This is a genomic window from Streptomyces sp. NBC_01669 (assembly GCF_026339735.1).
GTDB classification, from domain to species: domain Bacteria; phylum Actinomycetota; class Actinomycetes; order Streptomycetales; family Streptomycetaceae; genus Streptomyces; species Streptomyces yanii.
The window spans coordinates 5,527,135-5,548,010 of sequence record NZ_JAPEQG010000001.1 but is presented as its reverse complement, the minus strand read 5'-3'; the positions used below and the strand labels follow the sequence as shown (position 1 = coordinate 5,548,010).

Genomic DNA, 20,876 nt, shown 5'->3' with positions numbered 1-20,876 from the left:
CGTCTCAGAGGCGGGCGATGTCGCCTCTTGTCATGCGCGGAGCCCTGCGGGACGGGGTGTGGCCCGAGAGCAGGATGAGGCGTGTGGCTCGGTGGCGCTGGCCCTCGTAGGGGGTCAGGAGCGTCAGCATTTCCGCGTCATCGGCGTTTCTGTTGCCTGCCAGGGCGTGCCCGATGATGCCGGGAAGGTGGAGGTCGCCCACGGTCACCGCGTCGGGGGCGCCGTTGGCTCGTTGGAGGGTTTCCGCCGAGGTCCAGGGGCCGATGCCGGGAATCAGTTCCAAGCGGGCAGTGGCCTCGGGGAGGGGCATTGTCGCCGCTTCCTCCAGGCGGCGGGCGACTCGTACCGCGCGCAGGATCGTGGCCGAGCGCTTGGCGTCGACGCCGGCGCGGTGCCATTCCCAGGACGGGATCAGCGACCAGGTGCGTGGGTCCGGCATGACGTGCAGGCCGTGCGTGCCGAAGAGGGTCGCTGCCGGACCGGGAGCCGGAGTGCCGTACGTACGGACCAGGAGGCGCCAGGCACGGTAGGCCTCGTCGGTGGTGACCTTCTGTTCCAGAATCGACGGGATCAACGACTCCAGCACCAGACCGGTGCGCAGCAGGCGCAGTCCGGGGCGGCGGTGCCGGGCCGCGGCGACCAGGCGGTGGCGGGGGCGGAATGCTTCCGGGTCGTCCTCCGCGCCGAGCAGGATCGGGAGCTGGTCCAGCAGCCAGGACGCGCCGGGGCCCCAGGCCGTCGCCTCGATCCGGCCGCCCCGGTCGATGATGTGGAGCGTGCCGGGGCCTGCCGGGGTGCGGGTGGCCCGCCAGACCGAGCCGTCCCGGTCGATGCGGAACGTGGGGTCGGCGGGGCCGCGGCGCAGCGGGCCGAGGACGAGGCGCAGGTCGAGCGGGCCCGGCGGGGTCCAGTCCCGGGTCAGCGCCTCCGGTGCCGGACCGGTCGGCACCTGGCGTGGGACGGGCGTGCGCGGGGCGTTGCGGGGAGCGAATCGTCCTGCCACGGGTGAGGTCCTCGGTCGTCGGGGGTGCCTATCGAGGGTACGCGCCGCAGCGCGCCCGTCATTCGTCCGACGAGAAACGGACCGACGCGTCCGGCAGGACCGCACCGCACCAGACGCGGACGCCGTCACGCAGTTCGTTGTCGGCGCCGACGTGGGCGCCGTCGCCGATGACGGCGCCCACCAGGACCGTCCGGCTGCCGATCCGCGCACCCGCTCCGACCAGGGAGTCCGTGATCACAGCGCCGGGTTCGACGACCGCTCCGGCCAGTACCGCGGAGCCGTCGATCCGGGCGGCCTCGCCGATCAGGGCGTCCTCGCAGATGACCGTACCGCCGGTGAGTTTGGCGTCGGCGGCGACGGATGCGGTCGGCAGGACGAGCCGGTCGCCGCATCGGCCGGGGACGGCCGGGGACGGGGCGCGGCCGAGGACCAGGTCGGCGGAGCCGCGTACGAATGCCTGCGGCGTGCCGAGGTCCAGCCAGTACGTGGAGTCGACCATGCCCTGGAGGTGCGCGCCGGAGGCGAGTAGTCCGGGGAAGGTCTCGCGTTCCACGGAGACCGGTCGGTCGGCCGGGATCGTGTCGATGACCGAGCGGCGGAAGATGTACGCCCCGGCGTTGATCTGGTCGGTGACGATCTCCTCGGGCGTCTGCGGCTTCTCCAGGAACGCGGTGACCCTGCCCGTGGAGTCCGTCGGTACCAGTCCGAAGGCGCGGGGGTCCTCGACCCGGGTGAGGTGGAGCGAGACATCCGCGCCGGAGGTGGCGTGCGAGGTGACCAGCGCCCGGATATCGAGGCCGGTGAGGATGTCGCCGTTGAAGATGAGCACGGGTTCGTCCGGGCCCGAGGTGAGACGGGACGCCACGTTGCGGATGGCTCCGCCGGTGCCGAGCGGTTCGCGTTCGGTGACGTACTCGATGTGCAGGCCGAGCGACGAGCCGTCGCCGAAGTACGGTTCGAAGACCTCCGCCAGGTACGAGGTCGCGAGCACGATGTGCTCGACCCCGGCGGCCCGCGCCCGCGCCAGTTGGTGCATGAGGAACGGGACACCTGCCGCCGGAACCATGGGCTTCGGAGTGTGCACCGTGAGCGGGCGCAGTCGGGTGCCCTTGCCACCGACCAGGAGAATCGCTTCTTTTGCCTCTGTCACGGCACGTCTCTGCTTCCTGCTGGGGCCGGGCCTGGTTTTGGCTGGCCAGTGTATGCAGACCGGTCGGTTCATCACCGTCCGGCAGCCCCGCAGCAGTCCGCAGCGGCGGGTCGTCAGCGGCCTTGCAGACGGGCGGAGCCGGTCCGGGCCGTGCCGAGCTTCTCGTAGAGGCGTGCTCCCGGGCATTCGGTGACGAAGCCGTCCCGATGACCGGAGATGACCTTGAGTTTGACCTTCGCTCCCTTCTTGAACCGGTTGCCGCCGCCGGAGACGAGCGTGGTGCTGCCACTGGGGTCGGCGCCGAACAGACCGAGCTTCCAGGCGGTGAGCTTGGCGACGGCGTCCACCACCGCGGTGGGCGGCTTGGACGTGGTGAAGGTTCCGAGCACCGCAATGCCCATGCTGTCGGCGTTGAAACCGAGAGTGTGCGCGCCCTGGACGGCCTTCGTCACGCCTCCGGCGCGTCCTTCGTAGATATTTCCGCACTTGTCGACGGCGAAGTTGTAGCCGATGTCGCGCCAGCCGCTGCTCGTGACGTGGTAGCGGTAGATACCGCGAAGGACCGAGGCCGCTTGCGAACACGTGTAGCTGTTGCCCGTGGCGGTGTGGTGGATGAAGGCGGCCTTGACGGAGTTCGTGTACACGAAGGCGCTCTCGCGGAGCTTCTCGTCGGCGCCCCAGCCCTTGCGGGTGATGATGCTCGGGCGGGGGCCGATGTACGGCTTGGCGCCGGGGGCGACGTCGTCCTCGGCCTCGCTCTCGGCCTCGGTCTGCGCCTTGCTCAGCGCGGGGAGAACCAGGGCTTCGGAGGACGGGGCACGACTGTCCCCGCCGTCGGCTGCGGCTCCCGGGCCGGCTGCGGGGAGTTGTTGAGGGTCCTTGCCCGGGTCGACGAGTTCGAGCCGCAACCCGTCGGGCAGCGGGACGCTGGCGCCGCTGCCCCCGTCCCGTACGTCGGTCACTTCGGGGCTCACCCGGACCTCGACGCCGTCGGAGTCGCCGACCCAGAGCGGAGCGGTGGAGCCGCGGACGGTCCCGGAGTCGCGCTCGGCGGTGCCGGGGTCGGCGCCGTGCTCGGCGTTGTGGGTCTCCAGCTCCTGCCAGTCCGACCAGTGGGTGGTGCCGGTGGCGCGGGTGCGGACCTGGACGGTGCCGTTGAGTTCCACGTCGGCGTCGTCCCAGACGACACCGACCAGGGAGAAGGGGTGGACGTCGCGTCGGGGCAGGCCTCGTTCGACGGTGGCCGCCCCCTCGGTGGGGGCGCCGGTCGTCCGCGTCGACGCGGCGGGCAGCGGAGCAAGTGGCAGGGACTGGGTCGACCCGGACACCTCGGTGGGGTCGGCGGTCTCGGTCTTTGCGGTGACGGTGGTGTCGGGGGCGGCGCCCGCGGGCGCGGCGAGCGGCAGTACGAGGGCTGCCGAGCAGGTGACACCAATGGCGGATGCAATGAAGGCACGCATACGAACGATCCTGGGCACAATCCAATAACTCCGGCTACCGGGATATCTCCCCCCAATTGACGAGCCGTCTGCCGAACCGGTGTATGCGACACCTGTGGCGCCCGGTCCCGTCCGGCGTCGCCGCGTACCCTTGCGCGGATGAACGCCAGCGACCGCACCCCTGCCGACCTGCTGCGTTCCGCGCTCGCCGCGGACCCGGCCCGCCCCATGGTCACTTTCTACGACGACGCCACCGGAGAACGGGTCGAACTGTCGGTGGCCACCTTCGCCAATTGGGTGGCCAAGACAGCCAATCTGCTGCAGGGCGACCTGGCCGCGGAACCCGGCGACCGTCTCGCCCTCCTGCTGCCCGCGCACTGGCAGTCCGCGGTCTGGCTGCTCGCCTGTTCCTCGGTCGGAGTCGTCGCCGATGTGCAGGGTGACCCCGCCGCCGCCGACCTCGTCGTGACCGGTCCGGACACGCTCGACGCGGCGCGCGCCTGCCGCGGCGAGCGCATCGCTCTGGCCCTGCGTCCGCTGGGCGGACGGTTCCCGCAGCCGCCCCAGGGCTTCGCGGACTATGCCGTGGAGGTGCCGAGCCAGGGCGACCGGTTCGCGCCGTTCGCACCGGTGGACCCGGACGCGCCCGCGCTGACCGTCGACGGTGTCACGCTGACGTCGACGCAACTGGTCGCGCGCGCCCGCGAGGACGCTGCGGAGCGGGGTCTGGCGCCCGGGTCGCGGCTGCTGACGGGGCACTCCTACGACACCTGGGAGGGACTCAGCGCCGGGCTGTACGCACCGCTGGCCACCGGGGGCTCGGTGGTGCTGTGCCGGCACCTGGACCGGCTGGACGAGGACGGGCTCGCCAAGCGCATCGAGAGTGAGCGGGTCACCAACACCGCAGCATGACAAGCGCCCTGAGGGCCACTCGTCCGGCCGACAGCGGGCCGAGCCCCCGGGCCTGCGGATCAACTCCGGTACATCATCGGCGGTACAGGTCCGGCGGATCATGGCCGGACTCCCCCGAGGCACAACCAAGCGTGGGGTTCAGCCGTCTACTCCTGCGACCGGCGGCCCAGCGCGCTGCCGAACGTGAAGGATGGACGCAGACGTGACCGAAAGCGCCGGCACGCCGCCGGACCCCGACCGCTCGGCCGCGGACAAGGACGAGGTCGCGTCGAGGGGCGGGTCGCAGGACGGGCCTCAGGACAACTCGCAGGAGGGGCCGGACGGGGAAGCCTCCCGTGTGCGGTGGTGGGACGACGCCGCCCCCGCCCGGCGCAGGCACCGCTGGATGCGCTGGGCCGCGCTCGCCGCCTCGTTCCTCGTCCTGGTGGCCGCGGGCGTCGGCTGGTGGTTGTACAAGAAGCTCGACAGCAATATCAGGACGGACACGTCCGCGGCCGCCGAACTGCGCGCGTACGAGAAGGAGCGCCCCGCGTCCGTCGTGCACGACGCGGAGAACATCCTGCTCATCGGCTCCGACAGCCGCGCCGGTGACAACCGGGAGTACGGCCGCGACTACGGCGGCAGCCAGCGCTCGGACACCACGATCCTGCTGCATCTCCCCGCGGACCGGAAGAGCGCCACCGCGATGTCCCTCCCGCGCGATCTGATGACGGATATCCCCAGCTGCCGCACATCGGACGGGAAGCGGACCCATAAGCAATTCGCCCAGTTCAACTGGGCCTTCGAGTTCGGCGGCACCGCCTGCACGATCCGTACGGTCGAGCGGATGACAGGCATCCGCATAGACCACTACATGGTCGTCGACTTCAACGGCTTCAAGGACATGGTCGACGCGGTGGACGGTGTCGAGGTCTGCCTCAAGGAACCGATCGACGACCCCGACGCGCATCTGAAGCTGCGCGCGGGACGCCAGAAACTCGACGGCGAGGAGGCACTGGGTTACGTACGGGCCCGCAAGTCCCTCGGCAACGGGAGCGACACCGACCGGATGGACCGCCAGCAACGGTTCCTCGGCGCACTGGTGAACAAGATGCAGAGCGACGGCGTCCTGCTCAACCCGACCCGCCTCTATCCGGTGCTGGACGCGGCCACCAAGTCGCTGACCACGGACCCCGGCCTGGACAGCCTCAAGGACCTGTACGCGCTGGTGCGCGGCGTGCGCAACGTACCGACCGACAAGGTGCAGTTCCTGACCGTGCCACGACAGCCGTATGCCGCCGACCCGAACCGGGACGAACTCGTCCAGCCCGACGCGGCCAAGCTCTTCAAGCAGCTGCGCCAGGACGCCCCTGTCACGGTGGTCCCGGCGGACGAGCTGGCACGCAGGAAGAACGGGGAGGGGCACGCCTCGGAGTCCACGAGTCCGACCCCGACACCCACCTATTCGGGCAACAACGCAGCCGCGGATCTGTGTAAGCAGTAAAGCAATGGCCAAGGAGTTGTCGACGATCGGCGTGCAATGAGCAGAATGACCGGTTGTAAGGTCCGTGGAATTTGTCACGCCCGTCGCTCGACGCCGAACTTGGCGGATAGTGTGACGCGATCCGGTGCTTCCGACCGTCAGGTCGCGCACTGCTGGAGCGAAAGATCGAGCGCCTTGTCGGGGGAGGCGCCTCGCGTGGCACCGACGGAGGACTCAAGCAACCGTGGATGCGCAAAGCCGTGGGCGGGCGGACGAAATCGATCCCGCAGACCAGTGGGTTCTCAACCCGCAGACCGGCGATTACGAATTGCGACTGCCCCAATCAGGAGGGGATTCGAGCCGCACGCCGAGCACACCGGGGCAGCGCGGTTCCCGGCGTGCAGGTGCGGTACGCGAGGGCAGTGGCGAACGCAGAAGCGGTGCGCGTGACGGCGGCGGGCGCGGCAACGGACCGCGCCGCGAGGTGCCGGCACAGCGTGGCCGCCGCGCGGCCAATGCCCCCCGCGGACCGGAAGGTTCCGGCCCGGACGCCGCGGGCCGGCGCAAGCGCAAGCAGCCCAAGGCCCGCCGCAGGAAGGCGCTCATCTGGACGGGCGGCGTGATGGCCTTCGTGCTCGTCGGCCTCTCGATCGGCGCCTACGCGCTGTACCAGCACTTCAACAGCAACCTCAGCACTGTCGACATCGGTGACGCCGGAAACAAGAACGTCACCTCCGACGGACCCCTCAACATCCTGATCATCGGCACCGACAAACGGACCGGTAAGGGCAATGAGGGGTACGGCGACAAGGGCAGCACCGGCCACGCCGACACCAACATCCTCTTCCACGTCTCCAAGGACCGGACCAACGCGACGGCGCTGAGCATCCCCCGCGACCTGATCACCAACATCCCGGACTGCGAAACCACGATGCCGGACGGCACGAAGAAGGTCATTCCGGGGACGCAGAACATCCGGTTCAACGTCAGCCTCGGCCAGGACGGGCGCGACCCGGGCTGCACCATGCGTACGGTCAAGGAGATCACCGGTATACAGCCCGATCACTTCATGATGGTCGACTTCAACGCGGTGAAGGAGCTGTCCACGGCGGTCGGCGGCGTCAAGGTCTGCCTGGCCCACCCGGTCAAGGACCCCAAGTCGCACCTCGACCTGCCGGAGGGTGAGAGCACGATCCAGGGCGAGGACGCGCTGGCGTTCGTACGGACCCGGCACAGCTTCGGCAATCAGAGTGACCTGGACCGGATCAAGGTGCAGCAGCAGTTCATCGGCTCGATGATCCGGCAGATGAAGTCGGACGACACGCTGACCAGTCCGACGAAGCTGTACAAGCTGGCGAACGCGGCGACCAAGGCGCTCACGGTCGACAAGGCCATCGGCTCGGGGACGAAGCTGGTGTCGCTCGCCAAGGAGCTCAGCAAGGTCGACACCAAGAACATCACCTTCGTGACGGTCCCGGTGATAGACAACCCGGCCGAGAAGGTCCACGCGACGGTGGTGCTCAACACCGCCAAGTCCGACCCGCTGTTCCAGATGATGCGTGAGGACACCTCGCTGACCGAGGTGAAGAAGCAGAAGAAGGCCGCCAAGAGCAAGCAGGACGCACTGCTCAAGGGGACCAAGGCCGCTGCCGCCGACGTACGCGTCGATGTCTTCAACGGCGGCGACCGGGCGGGTGCCGCGCAGGAGACGGTCGCGTGGCTGCAGAACAACCAGGGCGTGCCCAAGTCCACCAACAAGGCCAACGCCCCGGCGAAGATCTCCAAGACGACGCTCGAGTACGCCCCCAACCAGGCGGACCAGGCCCGCGCACTGGCCGCCATGATGGGGCTGCCTGGCTCGGCCCTGAAGCAGGGCACCACCGACGCGGAGGGGCTTCAGGCGATGGTCCTGACCCTGGGCGCGGACTTCAAGGGCGCGGGTGTGCCCGTCACCGGACCGGCAAAGGCGCCGGCAGACATACCGCTAGCAAACGCCGCCAAGGCAGAGTGCGCGAAGTGACACCGGGTCACTGCGCCATTCCACGAGTCTGAGCAGCAGGGGGGTCCAGGTGGGACGGAGCAGCACGCCGGGGGAGGGGACGCGACCACGCGTCCGGCATGCCGGCCAACTCGGCTGGGACGACGACCTGCACAGGGACGGCCGGGCCGCAGGCCTGGGCGGCCGGGGCGACGGCGCGGACCGGGAGAGGCCGGGTCACGGCGGGCGTCGCCGCGGCACGTCGCACCGGCACGGGAAGCGCGGAAAGCGCCGCATACTGCGCTGGGTCGCGTACGTACTCGCGCTGGTCATACTCGGCACCGGCACCGCCGGTTACCTCTGGTACCAGCACCTGAACAGCAATCTCCGCAAGGGACATCGCAGCGCCGGGAACAGCGCGGCGAAGAAGACCGCCCCGAACGCCGCGGGTCAGACCCCGCTGAACATCTTGCTGATCGGCTCGGACAGTCGTAATTCCAAGGAGAATCTGAAGCTCGGCGGCTCGAAGACGAGCGTCGGCGCCAAGCCGCTGGCCGATGTGCAGATGCTGCTCCATGTATCGGCCGACCGGAAGAACGCCTCGGTCGTCAGCATTCCGCGTGATACGCGCGTCGACATCCCGAAGTGCGTGGACCCCGACACCGACCACGAGTACCAGGCCACCAACGCGCTCATCAACGAGTCGCTCGGCCGTGGCGGCCCGGGCTGCACGCTGGACACCTGGGAGCAGCTGACCGGCGTCTACATCGACCACTGGGTGATGGTCGACTTCGCCGGTGTGGTCGCCATGGCGGACGCCGTGGGCGGCGCCGATGTGTGCGTGAAGGACAACGTCTACGACATCCCCAAGCCCAAGGTTCCCGGCGGCTCCTATCTGAAGCTGACCGAGGGCACGCACAAGATCAAGGGCAAGAAGGCGCTGCAGTGGCTGCGTACCCGGCACGCCTTCGAGAGCGACATCGGCCGGGCCAAGGCCCAGCACATGTACTTGAATTCGGTCATCCGTGAGCTGAAGAACCAGAACGCGTTCACCGACACCGGGCGGCTGATGGATCTCGCCGAGACGGCGACCAAGTCGCTCCAGGTCTCTGAGGAGATCGGCTCGGTGAAGAAGCTGTTCGATCTCGGTATGCAGCTCAAGAACGTACCGATGGACAAGATCAACATGCTGACCATGCCGCGGATCGCGGATCCGCAGGACGACAACCACGTGCTGCCGAAGCCGGTCGCCGCCGACAAGCTCTGGGCGCTGCTGCGGGACGACGAGTCGCTCGACCCGAAGGACCGCAAGAAGTCCGGGACGAAGAACAAATCCGGGACGAAGGACAAGAGCCCGACCGTGGCCGCGGCCGCGCCCGACGCTCTCGACCTCAGGGTGGTCAACGGCACTGCGGCCGACGGTCAGGTCGCCACCGGCGGCCGGGCAGCGGACGTCCAGGACATCCTCCGGTCCAAGGGCTTCACCAAGGCCACCGCCTCGACCTCGCCCGGGTCGGCGCTGACCACTGCGGTGACGTACCCGAAGGACTCCGGGGCCCAGGGCAAGTCGGATGCGCTCTCGATCGCGGAGGCGCTGTCCTTGCCGACCAGCGCGGTCAAGGTGTCGGCCGACGTCGACACGCTGACTCTCACGGTCGGCTCGGACTGGCGGACAGGGGCGACGTACCCGAAGCAGGCAGCCGGGGACGACGACCCGCTGGAAGGGACCGAGGCGGTCAACGGGTCCGAGAAGGACGCCTGCATGGACGTCTACTGGCCGTACCGGTTCTAGTGCCGGGAGGGGCACTGGTGCCGTGACCGGCAGGCTTTGCCGGTCACGGCACCAGCGGCCGACCACGCACGACAGGGGCGCCGGCTGTTTCTCCGGGGAGAAACAGCCGGCGCCCCTGTTCATGTCCGTTCCGGGTCAGACCGCCTGCTCTGCGACCGCCGGGCGGCGGCTGGCGATGACCCGCTTCGCCAGCGAACGCGGGCTGGTCAGGAAGCCGTAGCCCCAGGACATGTGCATAGTGGCCAGCGCCACCGGTATCTGGGCCCGCGCCTTCAGCGACAGGCCCTTGCCCGCCGGGAGGGACCCGGCGACGATGGCGGCGGCATAACCGGCCGGGACGACGAACGCCCACGGGGTGACGGCCGCGCCGACCACGAGGCCCGCCGCGATCGCGCAGACGGCGGTCGGCGGGGCGAGGTAGCGCAGGTTGATCGAGCCGGAGTGGTAGCGGGCGACGACATGGCGCCAGCGGCCGTAGTCCTTGTACTGCTTGGCCAGCGCCTTCACCGAGGGACGCGGCCGGTACTGCACCTTCAGCTCCGGCGAGAACCAGATCAGCCCGCCCGCCTCGCGGATCCGGAAGTTCAGTTCCCAGTCCTGGGCGCGGATGAACTCCACGTTGTAGCCGTCCGCCTTCTCCAGCGCCTCGCGGCGGAAGACGCCGAGGTAGACGGTCTCGGCCGGGCCCGCCTGGCCGCCGGTGTGGAAGGCCGCGTTGCCGACGCCGATCTTCGATGTCATGGCCGCGGCGACGGCGTCCTCCCAGGCGTTCTCGCCCTCGGCGTGCATGATGCCGCCGACGTTCTGCGCGCCGGTCTCCTCCAGGAGGCGGACGGCCGTCGCGATGTAGTTCGGCGAGAGCATGCCGTGGCCGTCGACCCGCACCACGACGGGGTGCGAGGAGGCCTTGATCGCGGCGTTGAGCGCTGCCGGGGTGCGGCCGGTCGGGTTCGGCACGGTGTGGACCCGGGAGTCCTCCCGTACCAGCTCGGCGGCGATCTCGTCCGTACGGTCCGTGGACGGGCCGAGCGCGATCACGACCTCCATCTCGCCGGCGTACTCCTGCTCCAGGATGTGCCGGACGGAGTTCCTGAGATGGCGTTCCTCATTGAGCACCGGCATGATCACGGAGACGGCGGGGTACTGCGCGGCAGACATGTGGTCCTCGGGGGGTCCTCGGGGGCGCCGGGGGTTCTCACCCCAGGAGGCGGCGTTTCGGCCGCCACGTTACCGCGAATGGGGGACGCGGGCGCGCGCCGCAAGGTCGCTTCCCGGTATGGAGATCGTATGGGCCTACTGTGCGAACGATCCCCCCTTGCACCGCGGAGGTCCCCCCGTGCCCACACCGCACCGCTCCCCCCGTCCGCCGCGCCCCCGCGCCTCTCCCCCGCAGTTCAGGTCGAGAAAGCAGGACGAGAGGCCCCGCTGGGGCGTGCGGGTCGCGACCAGTCTGTCCGTGCTGGTGCTGGGCGCCGGCGGGATCGGGCACGCCGTGGTGGCCAACCTGGAGACCGGGATCGACCGCATCGACCCGTTCAAGGACATGAAGAACCGGCCGCGGGCCGGGAACGGCACGAATCTGCTGCTCGTCGGCACCGACGGCCGCGACAGCATCACCTCGGACGAGAAGAAGAAGTACCGGCTGGGCGGTGCTCCCTGCCACTGCACCGACACGATCATGCTGGTGCACCTGTCGGCGGACAAGGAACGCGCGAGCATCGTCTCCCTGCCACGCGACAGCTACGCCGAGATCCCGGAACACCGCGACCGGAACACCGGCGCCGAGCATGCCGCCCACCCGCTGAAGCTGAATGCCGCCTACGCGGAGGGCGGGCCGAATCTGACCGTACGGACCGTCGAGGACATGACCGGCATCAAGATCGACCACTATCTGGAGGTCGACTTCACCAGCTTCATGAAGACGGTCGACACCCTGGGCGGGGTGCAGATCTGCACTGTCCGGCCGATGAAGGACGCGTACACCGGTCTCGATCTCGCCGCGGGCACCCACCGGCTGAACGGCGGGCAGGCGCTCCAGTACGTGCGCTCGCGCCATGTCGACGGGGCCGCGGACCTGGGCCGGATGCAGCGCCAGCAGCGGTTCCTCGCGTCGCTGATCAAGCAGACGACCAGCAGCGGTGTGCTGCTGAACCCGGTGAAGTTCCGGGAGATCGCCTCGACGATGCTCCATTCGGTCCGGGCCGACGAGGGGTTCGGCCCGGAGCAGATGCTGGACCTCGGCCAAGCGATGCGCGGCTTCACTGCGGCGTCGTCCGAGTTCACCTCCGTACCGGTCAGCGATCCCTCCTATCCGGTCAAGGGCATCGGCTCGACGGTCAAGTGGGATCCGGTGAAGTCGACGAAGCTGTTCGAGGCGCTGCGTGACGACAAGCCCCTCGCGGCGAAGCAGCCGAAGCAGGCCCCGGCGAAGACCGTCGATGTCGCGCCGCAGCAGATTCGGGTCCAGGTCTACAACGGGACCCCGATGGACGGCCTCGGCAGGACGGCCGACGACGCCCTGCGCGCCACCGGTTTCCGTACGACGCGGGCCCCGCTCGACGGGGCGCGGGAACTGAAACACACCCTGGTCGAGTACGACCCGAGGTGGGATCGATCGGCGAAGTCGCTGGCGGCGGCGCTGCCGGGGGCCGAGCTGCGGGCAGTCAAGGGGCAGGGCGCGACGATGAAGGTGACGACGGGCACGGACTTCAGCAAGGTCGAACGGGTACGGGCCGAGGACACGCACCGGGGTGCGTTCGCCGCGGTCACGGGCGACCAGGTGACGTGCCCGTAGCGAGGCGCCCGGCCGGCGGAGCCCAGGGCGGCGGTCCGCCCCGGGGCCGGGGAGGGCGCCCTGCCGTCAGTCCTCGATGCCGTCCGCCACGCGCTTCTCGCGCAGTTCCTTGATCGCGCGACGCCGGGCCAGCCGGTGCGTGCGCCGGATCTGCGCCTCCTGGTAGCGCCGCTTGTCGCGCTCCGTCTCGGGGATCACCTGCGGTACGGGGCGCGGCTTGCCGTCCCCGTCGACCGCCGCGAACACCAGATACGCGCTGCCGACCTGCTGGGCTGGGGTCGACTCGTTCCACCGCTCGGCCATGACCCGGACGCCGACCTCCATCGAGGAACGACCGGTCCAGTTCACCTGGGCACGGACGTGAACAAGGTCACCGACGCGTACCGGCTCCAGGAAGACCATCTCGTCCATCGAGGCCGTGACCGCGGGTCCGCCGGAGTGCCGGCCGGCCACGGCGCCCGCCGCGTCGTCGACCAGTTTCATGATCACGCCGCCGTGCACCGTGCCCAGCAGATTGGTGTCGTTGCCGGTCATGATGTGGCTGAGGGTGGTCCGGGACGCCGCAGTCGGCTTGCCCGGAATGTCACCCTCCGGACGTGGGGCCTGATCTGTCATACCGTCCACCTTATGCGGGGGGCCCTGGGCCTCGGACATTGCATCAGCTTCGCAACAGCCCAGGCCCGATATCTCACTCCCCCTGTAATACCGGCACGCCCGGACTGCACACTGGACCGCATGAGCGACAGGCCCGGTGGATGGACCGACGACGACCGCAACGACCGCTACGGGCGGGGCAGTGACAGCGCCCAGGCCGAGGGCGCCCGCGTCATGCGGCACGTCCAGCGGCGCCCCGCGCCGCCTCAGCAGCGTCCCGCACCGCCTCAACAGCGTCCGACGGCGCCGCGACAGCGTCAGCCCGAGGCACCGCAGTACTCCGGCGGCTACGACGACAGCGCAGGGTACGACGGCGGTTACAACACGGGCCACGTCTACGGCGGCGGCAACGGTCACGGCGGCGGCCGGGGTGACGGCGGTTACGTCCAGGGGAGGCCCGCGCCGGACTGGCGCCGCCGGATAAAGATAGGCACCCTGACCCTCGTGGTCGTGGTGCTGGCCGTCTCCATCGGCACGTACTTCTGGGCCGACTCCAAGCTCAAGCGTGAGGTCGACCTCTCCAAGGTGATCGAGCGACCGCACGAGGGCGACGGCACCAACTATCTGATCGTCGGCTCCGACAGCCGCGCGGGCATGACGGCCGAGGACAAGAAGAGGCTCCACACCGGCTCGGCCGAGGGCAAGCGGACCGACTCGATGATGATCCTGCACGACGGCTCGAACGGCCCGACGCTGGTCTCGCTGCCGCGTGACTCGAACGTCGAGATCCCCTCCTACAAGGGCTCCGACTCCGGCAAGCTCTACCCGGGCCGCGGCCGCTTCACCAAGCTGAACGCCGCCTACGCCGAGGACGGACCCGAACTGCTGGTCCGTACCGTCGAGTTCAATACGGGGCTGCACATCGACCACTACGTCGAGATCGGGTTCGGCGGCTTCGCCAAGATCGTCGACGCGATCGGCGGGGTGGAGCTCGACATCCCCAAGGCGTTCAAGGACAAGTACTCCGGCGCCGACTTCCAGGCGGGCAAGCAGACCCTCGACGGCCAGCAGGCCCTCGCCTTCGTCCGCACCCGGCACGCGTTCACGTCCGACCTGGACCGTACGAAGAACCAGCAGAAGTTCCTCGCGGCGCTGGCGAGCCAGACGGCGACGCCGTCCACGATCCTCAACCCGTTCAAGCTGTACCCGACGATGGGCGCCGGTCTCGACACCCTGGTCGTCGACAAGGACATGTCGCTGTGGGATCTGGGCCAGATGTTCTTCGCGATGAAGGGCGTCACGGGTGGTGACGGCACGTCCATGAACATGCCGATCTCCGGCTCCACGAGCGGGAATCTGGTCTGGGACAAGGCCAAGGTCAAGCAACTGGTGGAGCAGCTCAACAACGACGAGAAGGTCACCGTCTCCGGTAACTGACAGCAGCCGAAGGCAGGGCCCGGACGGTTCACCGTCCGGGCCCTCTTCATGCGCAGCAACCGGCCCGGTGCCCGGCAGCCCCGACGCCCCGACGCCCCGACGCCCCGACCGAGCTGCGCCGGGACTGCCGGACTGCCTGCCCGGTACGGATACCGTCACCGGCGCCGGCCATGTCGCCCAAGTGGTGCCGGCGGGCGGCCGGTTCGTCGTCGGCCCGGCACCTTCCTCGCGTACCGCCGGTGCCGACGGGCGGCACCGGCCTGCCTGACATACGCCCGTACCCGGGGAAGGGGCGGCGGGTGAGCTCCGGTGCTCAGGCGCTGTCCTGCCCCCGGGGTGCGGCGGGGTCGACCTCGTCCAGGTCCTCGTACAGAGCGTCCAGGATCCGCCCCGTGGGCTCGCCCGCCGGGGACAGTTCAGCCAGGCACCAGCCGGGCAGCTGCTCCTCGATCCCCGGCGGAAGCCGGCCGTCCGTGGGGTCGGCGAGGCCGTAGAGGACACCGAAGGCGGTCTCCTTCGCCACCTCGCGGGCTATCTCACCCAGCTCCTTGTGGGTCAGGCCCAGCCGGAGCGCCCGCCCGACTGCCCCGGCGGCGGACCCCTCTTCCCCGTACGCCCCGACCCAGTCGGGTGCTGCCGTGCTCCAGGCGTCGATGTCCTGCCAGACCATGCGGAGGAACCGGTAGCGGGCAAGCTGTGGGATGTTCTCCTCCGCCTCGGAGTCCGCCCAGCCCCGGGCGTCGTCGGCGCCGAGCGCGGTGAACAGCGCGGTGAGCCTGTCGATGTCGTTCATGGACAGGGAAAGTACGCCACGGAAGGGGGCGCGCCTACGCCCTCGGCCCGTCTCGGCGATGGGCGCCGGGCGACGGCGCCGACATGGTCCGTGGCAGAGCGGCCCATTGCGATCGGTGTGAGGGAGGCCCCCCTCACACCGACTGACGGGGTCCGGGGCGGATCCTGCCCCTACCTGTCCGCGGGTTCGAATCCCGCCGGTGCCGCAGCCGAACAGCACCGCCCGCCCGCGAGAGTTCCTGGAAGCCGTCGGAAACGGCCCCCGGCATGGCGCCGGGGGCCGTCTCGCACAGCTGGAACCGAAGCGCTACGGCAGGTTCCTCGCCATGACGATCCGCTGGACCTGATTCGTGCCTTCGTAAATCTGCGTGATCTTGGCGTCGCGCATCATCCGCTCCACCGGGTAGTCCCGCGTGTAGCCGTAGCCGCCGAGCAGCTGGACCGCGTCCGTGGTGATCTCCATCGCGACATCGGAGGCGAAGCACTTGGCCGCGGCGCCGAAGAAGGTGAGGTCGCTGTCGAGGCGCTCGGACTTGGCGGCGGCCGAGTAGGTGAGCTGGCGGGCCGCCTCCAGCTTCATCGCCATGTCGGCGAGCATGAACTGGACACCCTGGAAGTCACCGATCGGCTTGCCGAACTGCTTGCGCTCCTGGACGTAGCCCTTGGCGTAGTCGAGGGCGCCCTGCGCGATGCCGAGGGCCTGGGCCGCGATCGTGATGCGGGTGTGGTCCAGGGTCTTCATGGCCGTGGCGAAGCCGGTGCCCTCCTCGCCGATCATGCGGTCGGCCGGTATCCGGACGTTGTCGAGGTAGACCTCGCGGGTCGGGGAGCCCTTGATGCCGAGCTTCTTCTCCGGGGCGCCGAAGGAGACGCCCTCGTCCGACTTCTCGACGACGAACGCCGAGATGCCCTTGGAGCGCTTGGTCGGGTCGGTGACGGCCATCACCGTGTAGTACTCGGAGACGCCCGCGTTGGTGATCCAGCGCTTGACGCCGTTGAGGACCCAGAAGTCGCCGTCCCGGACGGCCTTGGTCTTCATGCCGGCGGCGTCGGAGCCCGCGTCGGGCTCGGAGAGGCAGTAAGAGAACATCGCGTCGCCCTTGGCGAGCGGGCCCAGGTACTTCTTCTTCAGCGCCTCGGAACCGGAGAGGATCACCGGGAGCGAGCCGAGCTTGTTCACGGCCGGAATCAGGGAGGAGGAGGCGCAGGCGCGGGCCACCTCCTCGATCACGATCACGGTGGCGAGGGCGTCGGCACCGGCGCCGCCGTACTCCTCGGGGACGTGCACGGCCTGCAGCTCCGAAGCGACCAGGGCGTCCAGCGCCTCCTGCGGGAAGCGGGCCTCCTCGTCGACCGCCGCCGCGAACGGGGCGATCTTCGCCTCGGCGAGCGCACGGACCGTCTCGCGGAGCATGTCGTGCTCCTCGGCCGGACGGTACAGGTCGAAATCGGTGGAACCCGCCAAGACTCTCACTCCCCAGGGATGCTAACTACCGTTAAGTAACCCAATTTTAGGTGCCCTGGCCCACAAAGACCTATGCGCGCTGCACGTGAGCTTCGCGACAAGGGTCCCCCGGGCCCGTAAATCCCGGCCTTCAGAGGCACGACTATGCTCGTTCACCGCATGTCTGTCCGCATCTCTCTGGAGCACTCCATGGCCCTCAGAATCACTGTGATCGGCACCGGCTACCTCGGCGCCACCCACGCCGCGGCCATGGCGGAACTCGGCTTCGAAGTGCTCGGGCTCGATGTCGTGCCCGAGAAGATCGAGATGCTCAGCAGCGGCCGGGTCCCGATGTACGAGCCGGGGCTGGAGGAGCTGCTCCAGAAGCACGTCGCGGGCATCGAGGGATCCACCGGGCGGCTGCGGTTCACCACCTCGTGGGAAGAGGTCGGTGCCTTCGGTGATGTGCACTTCGTCTGCGTGAACACCCCGCAGAAGCACGGCGAGTACGCCTGCGACATGTCGTACGTGGACTCCGCCTTCGAGTCGCTGGCGCCGCAGCTCACCCGGCCCGCGCTGGTCGTCGGCAAGTCGACCGTGCCGGTGGGCTCCGCGGCCCGGCTCGCGGCGCGGCTGGCCGAACTGGCGCCGGTGGGAGCCGATGCGGAGCTGGCCTGGAACCCGGAGTTCCTGCGCGAGGGCTTCGCCGTGAAGGACACCCTGCACCCCGACCGGATCGTCGTCGGGGTGGAGAGCGAGCGGTCCGAGAAGGTGCTGCGCGAGGTGTACGCGGTGCCGGTCGCGGAGGGGTCGCCGTTCGTGGTGACGGACTTCCCGACCGCGGAACTGGTGAAGACCTCGGCGAACTCGTTCCTGGCGACCAAGATCTCCTTCATCAACGCGATGGCGGAGGTCTGCGAGGCCGCCGACGGCGATGTGGCGAAGCTGGCCGAGGCGATCGGTCACGACGAGCGGATCGGATCCAAGTTCCTGCGGGCCGGGATCGGCTTCGGCGGCGGGTGTCTGCCGAAGGACATCCGGGCGTTCATGGCGCGCGCCGGTGAGCTGGGCGCGGACCAGGCGCTGACCTTCCTCCGTGAGGTCGACTCGATCAACATGCGGCGCCGCGGTCACATGGTGGAGCTGGCCCGGGAGGCCGTGGGCGGGGAGACGTTCCTCGGCAAGCGGGTTGCCGTGCTGGGTGCGACGTTCAAGCCGGACTCGGACGACGTACGCGACTCGCCGGCCCTGAACGTCGCCGGGCAGATCCACCTCCAGGGCGGCCAGGTCACCGTCTACGACCCGAAGGGCATGGACAATGCCCGTCGGCTCTTCCCGACGCTCGGGTACGCCGAGTCGGCGCTGGACGCGGTGCGCGGCGCGGACGTGGTCCTGCACCTGACGGAGTGGCGCGAGTTCCGCGAGCTGGACCCGGCGGCGCTGGGCGAGGCCGCCGCACACCGGATCATCCTCGACGGCCGCAACGCGCTGGACAGCACACTGTGGCGCGAAGCGGGCTGGACATACCGGGCGATGGGCCGGCCCCGCGCCTGACCCGCCCCCGGACACGCCCTACCGGTCGAGTTCGCCGATCGTGGCCGTCGACGGGGCCCGGCGGAGCTGTGCCGCACGGGAGGCGAATTCGGCCTCACGCATCACGCGTGCCGCGTTCCCCCAGGTCAGCGCCGCGACATCGGACTCCGACCAGTCCCGTTCCAGTAGCTCGGCGATCAGCTGCGGGTAACGGGAGACGTCCGTGAGACCGTCGGCGTGCGTCGCCCCCGTGTCGTATCCGGCACCGAGGCCGACGCAGTCCGGGCCCGCCACCTCTCGGACGTGCTCCAGATGGTCGGCGACCTCGCGCAGGGAGGCGGTCCCCTCGCGGGCGACCTGGTCCGCGGCGAAACCGACCATGCAGAGGCCGTTGTTGGAGCGCAGCATCCGCAGCACGTCGTCGGGGACGTTCGACGGGTGGTCGGTGAGCTCGTGGGCCGCGGAGTGGGAGAAGATCACCGGCGCCTTCGCGACGGCGAGAGCGCGGCGCATGGTGTCGGGCGAGGCCCCGGTGAGGTCGACGAGGATGCCGAGCCGGTTCATCTCGCGTACGACTTCCTGGCCGAAGCGGGTGAGTCCGCCCCCGCGGCCGGTCCAGCTGGTGCCGGTGAGGGTGATCGACCGTACGCCGAGGGCGTGGTACGCACGCAGGGTGCCGAGCGAGTCGGCGAGGGCGTGGCCGGAGACGGGGCCGAGCAGCGCGGCGACGCGACCGCAGTTGCGGGCGTCGGTCATCTCCCCGACTCCGTGGGCCGGGCGCAGGGCCTCGGGGTATGCGGCGACGAGGGCGCGGACCTGGTCGATGCGGTCGAGGGTGGCGCTGACCGCCCGGTCGCCGGCGTGGTCCGCGGGGACCTGGAGGGACCAGAACTGGGCGCCGACGCGGCCGGCGCGCAGCCGGGGGACGTCCGTGTCCAGGGACCGTTCGCCCAGTTCGAGGTCGCACCAGGGGATGGAGCGGACGGCGTGGGCGAGGCCGTTGAACCCGTCGACGACCGGGTGCGCGGCAAGGAGCGCGCGGGCGCGGGCCAGTGGGTCGGGTGGGGCCGGTGCGTCCGGGTGCGGAACCGGTGACGGCCTCGCGGGGGCCGATATCTGTGCGTATTCCGCGTCGAGCTGCCCGATCGCGGTGGCGGTATCGACATGGTCCTGCAGGTCTGCCATGGGATGACTCCGTGACTCGGCGGCCATACGGTCACCGTTTCACGTGCGGGCAGGGGGGTCGCGGCACGCTGCTGCGTTCGGGGGACGGGAGGAGCGTCCTCCCGTCCCGTGGAACGTCAGGACGCCCGGGCGTCCAGTTCCTGGATCGTGGCGTGGGAGGGGCCGCGTCGCGTTTGCAGGTCGCGGGCGACGGCCTCGGCGTCGCGCAGCACCCGTACCGCGTTGCGCCAGGTGAGCTTGGCGAGGTCGGCGGCGGACCAGCCGCGGCCCAGAAGTTCCGCGATCAGGTTCGGGTAGCCCGCGACGTCCTCCAGACCTGAGGGGAGGAAGGCGGTGCCGTCGTAGTCGCCGCCGATACCGATGTGGTCGATCCCGGCGACCTCACGCATGTGGTCGAGATGGTCGGCGATCGTCGCCACGGTGGCCATCGGGCGCGGGTGGGCGGCCTCGAACTCCGCATGGATCTTCATGGCCTGCGCGGTGGTGTCGAGGTGGTGCAGACCGCGGTCACGCATGTTCCGGTCCGCCGCGCGGGTCCATTCGACGGCTTCCGGGAGGACGAACTTCGGTACGAAGGTCGCCATGGCGATGCCGCCGTTGGCCGGGAGCTGCGCGAGGACGTCGTCGGGGACGTTGCGCGGGTGGTCGCAGATCGCCCGCGACGACGAGTGCGAGAACATCACCGGCGCGGTGGAGGTGGCGAGTGCGTCGCGCATCGTCGTGGCCGCCACATGGGAGAGGTCGACCAGCATGCCGGTGCGGTTCATCTCCCGCACCACCTCATGGCCGAACGGCGAGAGACCGCCGACGCCCGGCTCGTCCGTCGCCGAGTCCGCCCACGCGATGTTGTCGTTGTGGGTGAGCGTCATGTAGCGGACGCCGAGGGCGTGCAGGGCGCGCAAGGTGCCCAGCGAGTTGTTGATGGAGTGGCCGCCCTCGGCGCCCATCAGGGAGGCGATCCGGCCCTCGGTGCGGGCCGCCTCCATGTCGTCGGCGGTCAGGGCGCGCCGCAGGTCCGCGGGGTAGCGGTCCAGCAGCTCCGCGACCACGTCGATCTGTTCGAGGGTGGCGCTGACGGCGTCCTCACCCGCCATGTCGGACCGTACGTAGACGGACCAGAACTGCGCCCCGACGCCACCGGCGCGCAGCCGCCCGATGTCGGTGTGGAGGTGGGCGGACTGGTCGGTGGCGATGTCGCGGGCGTCCAGGTCGTATCCGACCTGTTCCCGAAGTGCCCAGGGCAGATCGTTGTGACCGTCGACGACCGGGTACTCGGCGAGGAGTTCCGCAGCCTGTGCAAGGTGGTCGCCGAAGTGGTCCGTGGTCCGGTCCGCGATCTGCTCCGCCATGGTTGCCCGCTT

16 protein-coding genes are annotated in these 20,876 nt (G+C 69.9%); 7 read left to right on the top strand and 9 right to left on the bottom strand.

Annotated elements, in window-relative coordinates:
* Nucleotides 1–4 precede the first annotated feature (4 nt).
* The 3 genes from OG972_RS24950 to OG972_RS24940 form a co-directional block, all read right to left on the bottom strand.
* A complete protein-coding gene (locus OG972_RS24950) occupies nt 5–1,003 on the bottom strand; it encodes a DNA-3-methyladenine glycosylase (RefSeq protein WP_266984948.1) in 999 nt (332 codons plus the stop codon).
* Between the two features lie 58 nt (nt 1,004–1,061).
* Nucleotides 1,062–2,153 (bottom strand): NDP-sugar synthase, encoded by a 1,092-nt coding sequence (locus OG972_RS24945; RefSeq protein WP_266984946.1) that lies wholly within the window; start codon nt 2,151–2,153, stop codon nt 1,062–1,064.
* 113 nt (nt 2,154–2,266) lie between these two features.
* On the bottom strand, nt 2,267–3,613 hold the full coding sequence (locus OG972_RS24940) for a peptidoglycan recognition protein (protein WP_266984944.1): 1,347 nt from the start codon (nt 3,611–3,613) through the stop codon (nt 2,267–2,269).
* Nucleotides 3,614–3,751: 138 nt separating this feature from the next.
* Here OG972_RS24940 and OG972_RS24935 point away from each other — a divergent pair, with 138 nt between their 5' ends.
* The 4 genes from OG972_RS24935 (at nt 3,752) to OG972_RS24920 (ending at nt 9,736) form a co-directional block, all read left to right on the top strand.
* Nucleotides 3,752–4,504 (top strand): TIGR03089 family protein, encoded by a 753-nt coding sequence (locus OG972_RS24935; protein ID WP_266984942.1) that lies wholly within the window; start codon nt 3,752–3,754, stop codon nt 4,502–4,504.
* A gap of 202 nt (nt 4,505–4,706) precedes the next feature.
* A complete protein-coding gene (locus tag OG972_RS24930; RefSeq protein WP_266984940.1) occupies nt 4,707–5,987 on the top strand; it encodes an LCP family protein in 1,281 nt (426 codons plus the stop codon).
* Nucleotides 5,988–6,210: 223 nt separating this feature from the next.
* Complete coding sequence (locus tag OG972_RS24925) at nt 6,211–7,986, top strand: LCP family protein (protein ID WP_266984938.1); 1,776 nt, start codon at nt 6,211–6,213, stop codon at nt 7,984–7,986.
* A 49-nt stretch (nt 7,987–8,035) separates the two neighbouring features.
* The gene (locus OG972_RS24920; protein ID WP_266984936.1) at nt 8,036–9,736 is read left to right on the top strand and encodes an LCP family protein; all 1,701 of its coding nucleotides are present in this window, start codon (nt 8,036–8,038) and stop codon (nt 9,734–9,736) included.
* A 135-nt stretch (nt 9,737–9,871) separates the two neighbouring features.
* Here OG972_RS24920 and OG972_RS24915 read toward each other — a convergent pair whose 3' ends face one another.
* Nucleotides 9,872–10,894, bottom strand: a complete 1,023-nt coding sequence (locus OG972_RS24915) for a glycosyltransferase family 2 protein (protein ID WP_266984934.1) — start codon at nt 10,892–10,894, stop codon at nt 9,872–9,874.
* A gap of 274 nt (nt 10,895–11,168) precedes the next feature.
* Here OG972_RS24915 and OG972_RS24910 point away from each other — a divergent pair, with 274 nt between their 5' ends.
* Nucleotides 11,169–12,530 carry an LCP family protein gene (locus tag OG972_RS24910; protein WP_266984931.1) on the top strand — a complete coding sequence of 454 codons (1,362 nt, stop codon included), beginning with the start codon at nt 11,169–11,171 and terminating at the stop codon, nt 12,528–12,530.
* 66 nt (nt 12,531–12,596) lie between these two features.
* Here OG972_RS24910 and OG972_RS24905 read toward each other — a convergent pair whose 3' ends face one another.
* Nucleotides 12,597–13,145 carry an acyl-CoA thioesterase gene (locus OG972_RS24905; RefSeq protein ID WP_266984929.1) on the bottom strand — a complete coding sequence of 183 codons (549 nt, stop codon included), beginning with the start codon at nt 13,143–13,145 and terminating at the stop codon, nt 12,597–12,599.
* Nucleotides 13,146–13,265: 120 nt separating this feature from the next.
* Here OG972_RS24905 and OG972_RS24900 point away from each other — a divergent pair, with 120 nt between their 5' ends.
* Nucleotides 13,266–14,561, top strand: coding sequence for an LCP family protein (locus OG972_RS24900; protein ID WP_266984927.1), 1,296 nt, complete (start codon nt 13,266–13,268; stop codon nt 14,559–14,561).
* Between the two features lie 313 nt (nt 14,562–14,874).
* On the opposite strand, the gene OG972_RS24895 is transcribed toward OG972_RS24900, so the two are convergent.
* Complete coding sequence (locus tag OG972_RS24895; protein WP_266984925.1) at nt 14,875–15,354, bottom strand: hypothetical protein; 480 nt, start codon at nt 15,352–15,354, stop codon at nt 14,875–14,877.
* Nucleotides 15,355–15,660: 306 nt separating this feature from the next.
* Nucleotides 15,661–16,818 carry an acyl-CoA dehydrogenase gene (locus tag OG972_RS24890; protein ID WP_266984923.1) on the bottom strand — a complete coding sequence of 386 codons (1,158 nt, stop codon included), beginning with the start codon at nt 16,816–16,818 and terminating at the stop codon, nt 15,661–15,663.
* Nucleotides 16,819–17,007: 189 nt separating this feature from the next.
* Between OG972_RS24890 and OG972_RS24885 the strand changes: the two genes are divergently transcribed.
* The gene (locus OG972_RS24885) at nt 17,008–18,351 is read left to right on the top strand and encodes a UDP-glucose/GDP-mannose dehydrogenase family protein (RefSeq protein WP_266984921.1); all 1,344 of its coding nucleotides are present in this window, start codon (nt 17,008–17,010) and stop codon (nt 18,349–18,351) included.
* Between the two features lie 18 nt (nt 18,352–18,369).
* On the opposite strand, the gene OG972_RS24880 is transcribed toward OG972_RS24885, so the two are convergent.
* Both OG972_RS24880 and OG972_RS24875 read right to left on the bottom strand, forming a co-directional pair.
* On the bottom strand, nt 18,370–19,515 hold the full coding sequence (locus tag OG972_RS24880) for a dipeptidase (RefSeq protein WP_266984919.1): 1,146 nt from the start codon (nt 19,513–19,515) through the stop codon (nt 18,370–18,372).
* 116 nt (nt 19,516–19,631) lie between these two features.
* The gene (locus tag OG972_RS24875) at nt 19,632–20,864 is read right to left on the bottom strand and encodes a dipeptidase (protein ID WP_266984917.1); all 1,233 of its coding nucleotides are present in this window, start codon (nt 20,862–20,864) and stop codon (nt 19,632–19,634) included.
* Nucleotides 20,865–20,876: the final 12 nt, after the last annotated feature.